Source organism: Ruminococcus difficilis, assembly GCF_016680995.1.
In genome coordinates, this window is sequence record NZ_JAEQMG010000044.1 from 1 (window position 1) to 5,421 (window position 5,421).

The 5,421-nt window shown below is 36.5% G+C and carries 6 protein-coding genes; 1 reads left to right on the plus strand and 5 read right to left on the minus strand.

Translation table 11 applies throughout. The annotated features are described in order from the left end of the window. A partial coding sequence (locus tag JKK62_RS04495) for an IS1380 family transposase (protein ID WP_201427062.1) occupies positions 1 to 634 on the plus strand: 634 nt, incomplete at its 5' end. A gap of 154 nt (positions 635 to 788) precedes the next feature. On the opposite strand, the gene JKK62_RS04500 is transcribed toward JKK62_RS04495, so the two are convergent. The 5 genes from JKK62_RS04500 to JKK62_RS04520 form a co-directional block, all read right to left on the minus strand. Further along, positions 789 to 1,544, minus strand: coding sequence for a hypothetical protein (locus tag JKK62_RS04500; RefSeq protein WP_201427063.1), 756 nt, complete (start codon positions 1,542 to 1,544; stop codon positions 789 to 791). Between the two features lie 18 nt (positions 1,545 to 1,562). Continuing rightward, positions 1,563 to 2,054: a hypothetical protein gene (locus JKK62_RS04505; RefSeq protein ID WP_201427064.1), complete on the minus strand. Its 492-nt coding sequence runs from the start codon at positions 2,052 to 2,054 to the stop codon at positions 1,563 to 1,565. Positions 2,055 to 2,064: 10 nt separating this feature from the next. Beyond that, the gene (locus tag JKK62_RS04510) at positions 2,065 to 2,619 is read right to left on the minus strand and encodes a TIR domain-containing protein (protein ID WP_366502991.1); all 555 of its coding nucleotides are present in this window, start codon (positions 2,617 to 2,619) and stop codon (positions 2,065 to 2,067) included. An 11-nt stretch (positions 2,620 to 2,630) separates the two neighbouring features. Further along, positions 2,631 to 4,601 carry an AlwI family type II restriction endonuclease gene (locus JKK62_RS04515; RefSeq protein WP_201427065.1) on the minus strand — a complete coding sequence of 657 codons (1,971 nt, stop codon included), beginning with the start codon at positions 4,599 to 4,601 and terminating at the stop codon, positions 2,631 to 2,633. Between the two features lie 10 nt (positions 4,602 to 4,611). Then, positions 4,612 to 5,421: Dam family site-specific DNA-(adenine-N6)-methyltransferase (locus tag JKK62_RS04520; protein WP_201427066.1), on the minus strand; the 810-nt coding region annotated here is incomplete at its 5' end.

Below are 5,421 nucleotides of genomic sequence, written 5' to 3' on the forward strand. Positions count from 1 at the left end.
AGATGAACTCTACAGCCTGTTTGAAACGAACGGCACTTCTTACGTCATTCGGCTCAAGGAAAATCCTGTGCTGAGAAGACTTGCTCAAGCTTTGGACTCCGAATTGTCTTATCTGACGCAGAACGACATGGTCTCTTATGCCGTCGTTTATGGCGAGTTCCTTTACAAAGCCGATTCTTGGGCTTATCCCAGACGCGTCGTCTGCAAAATTGAGAAGCCCTGCGGTCAGATGCTCCACATGAATACCTTTGTTGTGACGAATATGGAATCCTCTCCCGAGGATTTAATCCGCTTTTACTGCAAGCGTGGAAATATGGAAAACTTCATCAAGGAGTGCAAATCCGGCTTTGATATGAGCTATGTCAGCAGTTCTTCCATGATTGTCAACGCCAACCGGGTTCAGATTCATGCACTGGCATACAATCTTTTCAACTGGTTCCGCCGCCTGACACTGCCGGAATCCATGCGAAAGGATCGTATCGACACTGTCAGACTCAAGCTGTTGAAAATTGCAGCCAGAGTAGTCAGCTCTGCAAGATATGTGTATTTTAAACTGTGCAGTTACTGCCCATACCAAAAGCAGTTTTTCGAGACTCTCGCCAATATCGAAAAACTCAGTCCGCAACTCGAATAACCGTTACCCCGTGTACCTTGACAGCTTCAAAGAAACCCCGTTCAAAGAAAATCTAAAACCCCAAGGGAGTAGTGTACCCTTTTCTCGGCGGAGAACTATACAGGTTGACAGCTTTGCAGCTGTCTGATCATGCACAACCATTTGCAGATGCAGTTCAGGATGTGCATGAATAATTCAGGTTAAATTTTTGTTTTGCGTATTCTCGCATTTCTTTTCTTTTCTTTTTATTCGTAGTGCGAAGTTCCATATGTTTTTGACTACGAAGTTCAGTATAATGATAAAACTGCTGCAAATAGGAAAAAGCCATTAGTCTTAATTGGAAATTATACTCAGAATGGGCTTTTCTGCTAAAAAATTGAACGATTTCTGGTGAATAGTATTTAGTGAGTTCATGCATAATATATACCCGATCTTTTTGAGTTGTCCCCTTTCTATCGTATAAACCCATCATCTTCTCAAAATAGATTGGTTCCATTTGTTGAACTCGGCTTTTTGCTTTAGCAATGCGATCGTCAATCCTTTGAATTTTAGGTAACCGTTCTTTTTTTATCTTCTCTTCATTTTGAGTTCTTTGAACTTCAGAAAAACTATTACGATAATTAGCTTTGTAATCTTTAGATAGGATAGCTTTGGTTTGAGGAAGAATGGAAATCAGTTTTTCGGGTGTTACTGTTTTATATCGAGCCTTTTTACCAACACGAATTAGTTTTCTATCAGCTCTGGTGTATTCTTTATATTTTTCCTCAAGTAATCTCCATTCATAGGGATAATATTTTTTTAATGTTTTAATAATACAGTTTAAGTCAAACTCAATTGGCAATATAGGACTTATCTTTTTGACATAAGTATTAAAACTATTCTTTGTTTGCGTTAAATCTTTTGCATACTTGTGTTTTGTAAATCCAGCCATAAAATCTCCATTATTGTTTTAAGTTGCTACAGTACCACTCACTATTAATACATCGATGAAATTAAAATATGAATTAATAAACAAAAAAACAGAAAGTGAGATCAACAAACCATATAACGGAACGAGCGTTTTTGTAAACATTACTCTAATAATACATGGTGCCTTGCGCTCTGTTTTATTAGATTTCATCCACATATTTTTATTATAAGGATTCAAGTCATATTTGTAATGTTCGTTCTTATGTCTGTTTGCTATAACCCACTCATATTTCCACCTATACAATTTTTCGGTTTTCAAGAAAAAAGCATCGATATACCAAAAACATAATGTAGATACTAAGACTATTAAACTTAGAATTTTTATATCGATATTCTTGGGCAATAATGCGAGTATTACTGAAGCCAAGGTTATTGCCCAGCCCTTAACGACGAATGAATTTTTTGCCATACGATTTATGCAAGCTTGTATTAAATCAATTTCTTTTTCTAAACACTTTTGCTTATCATCCACAACAAACACCTCATTTAGGATATTTATTTCTAATTTTAATTGCCTCTTCAATTAGCTTTTCAATATTGTTTTTTATATCTTCGTAAACGTATTTGCTACTCACATAACTCGAGTCAAAAGTTTTTATTATAGAACTAAGTCTTACCTCATTTGAATCCGCTGGAATTGAGTTTTTTGTAATATAGTTGAATGTAGTATCAATACAGAAATAATCAAATGGGTTTTTTCCTCGTTTGGACTGCTTTCCTGTACTGTCCTCTAAAGAATCAATATAAATACCAACGATTCCCTTTCCTTCTTTCCAAGCGTGTTCTATTTCATATTGAACCCACTTGCGATTTGCAGTCTCAGCGCCAATTAAAACAACTACGCAAGAGCGCCACTTCATTTCATTGTCTATCCAACTTTTAATTGCGGGATCGCTTTTTCGCCGTACAGTTTCCCAGCTATTATCTGAAAACAGTTTTTGGGATTCAACGACTCCCATATTCCTTACCTGTGATACTCTCCATGCATCATTGTCATAATGAAAGCTAAAGAATACTTGTCTTTTTATTTTAAACACCTCTTTCTAAATTATAACATATTTTTAATGTTCTTTTGATACCATTCATGAGGACGCAAATCTGATTGAAAAGCATATTCAAATAAACCATATAGCTGATAATACTTTCTGTTATCATTTACGATTCTTATTAATTCAGAAGTCTGCAACGGAATGATCTTCATTCCATCTACACTTTTAGTATAATCCTGAGTATCATAGAACGGCATATTCTTTCTTCCTCTGAAATCTGCGATAACATTTATATCAAGATAAGTTGTCGCAAAAACGCAATAGGAATTCAGATTACCTGTTCTGATAAGGTGTCTGCCCAAGTGTCTGGAAACAGGTTCCATTTCCATGCGCCTCTGATTTGTGTTGTCGGCTAAAGTCGCTTCAAGCAAAAGTGTGTGTGCAGGATAATACTCTGTTTCGGGATATTCATATACAATATCTGCTTCACCACCGGCGGCGTGTGTTTTGGGTAAGAGATCAGCGTCAAGGGACAATTTCATATAATCAAGAATCTTACCCTGTCTTTCACTGATTTTATACCAAAGAATACCTAACACATATTCAAAGATAGTCGGAATGTCTGCGTTTTCCGTTACCATACTCTTTATTTCAGCATCGTTTCTGCTTTCAAAATATCCGAGTAGAGTTACAATGATTTCATCGGTAAACTTCGTATCAATTAAATGCTGTAATCTACGATAGCGGTTATCCTCCAGAACATTTCTGGCTTCGCCTATTGTAGTGACATTTGTGCCGAGTTCAGCATTTACGCCTTCGATTACAGTTTCCTCGTTAATTACAAGGCAATCAGCAATCTCAACCAGTTTACTATCTTCATACAATATGTCACAAGCTGTGTAGGCGTAATTGTGCAGCTCATCAGCAACCGAATTAAAGAAATGCTTCGGAATAATATCCAGCTTTATATTACTGTCCTCAAACAAAACAATATCTGTAGTTCGGATATATCGCCTGTTTAAATCAAGGTAATCGGATAAGGTTGCCTTTGCCTTAAACAAGTGCATAGTTTTAAAGAAAACGATCTTGAATTCTGATTCCGTTGATACACCCGCAAAAGCAGTATGCTTCAAACAAGCAACCGGATTCTTTTCAATAGCTTTTTCAGAAGATGTATTGAACAAATACCTCCTCCACCACTTACCTATGTTTATATTCTTAGTGGCGGAGAAGATAAGCGGAATTCGAGTGTTATCGTGATTGACGAAAACAGAATACAACTCATCATAAAGACGAAGATATGTCTTGTCGTAGTTTCGGCTTTTTCTATTTAGTCCGATTTCACAGATTAAGTTCTCTGTAACAGTATTATCAAGGAATTTTTTCAGTGCTGCTTGATAATTGTCCATTTCAAGCAAACGATTAATTATAATATCATCAAATGACGCCGTATTGTTCCGGCAAGTTTGGATACCTTCAATTATCTGCTCAGTATATTCATTGCTGGTGCATAAGGGAAGTAAATATGTGAATTCATCCAAGGAAAGAAACTCTACCTTTGACAGAACGTAGAGTAATACAATAAACGGTCTTACAATAGAGCCGTCAACATTGTTATATGTTTTTAGTAGCTGTCTTAGATATAAGAAGCTATCTTTAGGGATCTGGAAAAAGTTATCCGAAGTAAAATCATTTGATTGACTGATTTCTAACAGCGCTCTACCTGCTTCGGTTAGTTTGCGATTCTCATCAATGATACCAATATCAACTAAGCCGGAGGTCTTTTCACGAGCGTCCTTCGGCTTATTCTTTGCGCTTCCGACAACAAACTCCTTTGCTTTCATATAATCATAGTAGCGTGCCTGAGTGTTATTATCACCCGACCAGGTCGCTCCGTGATTTTCAGGCAAAGCCCAGAAGCCATCGAGTAGCGCAAGCTGTTCCTCAATGGTCTTATTAAAATCTTTTGTCCTAAAGCTGGTAGTTCCTAAAGCCCAGCAAAAGCTCTTATAAGGAATTTCGTTCGGCATAGCTAAGTCCTCAATAGTTAGTGATCAATACTTCTTCGCTCTTTGTTTGTTTATCTTTGGTCTGATAATTGGAATTGGAATATCCATAATCCAGATGATGTGTTTTATATTTTTTATTTGATAACCATTCGATAAGAATAGTATTCTCTTTACCCTTGCTTCGGAGAACGTTTGAAAGGGCAAAACGAATACCTTTGCTATTCAATTCATCAAGAAAATGCAATAGCTCTTTTTCGTGATCTTCATTCCAACCGTCTTGTTCGTTATATGTAGCGCAGGTAATTAAGTAAGGCGGATCAACATAGACAAAATCTCTATTGGTCAAACCGGAAACATCAAACTCATTAAAGCTCATACAAGTAAAGCGACAGTCCTGACGGTGTAGTCTGTCAATAAAGTCAGACAGTTTGCTTTGCATTTTTTTATTGAAATCTCTTTTTCCTACCGGCAAGTTATATTCGCCTTTAGCGTTGAATCGAATCTGATTGTTAAACGCATATACAATCAACACATACAACATTAAGTAGTAATAGTAATCTTCCTGTTTATGATGATTGAAATCGTCACGCAGTTTCAAAAAACGCTCTTTATTATAACTACCGACACCTTTACCGCTCTCGCAATGATAATAATCATATCCGTGTTCACACACAAGAGATAAATCGTAATCGCTAATTATCTTAAAAATCAGCTCAAAAATAACATCTTTATCAAGGTTCTTAAAGGTATTGAAAAGATAGAATAAATGCTCGTCAACATCATTGTAAATTACTCTTTTGGAATCTATGTTGATGCCGACATTGCAGCCGCCGCAGAATAG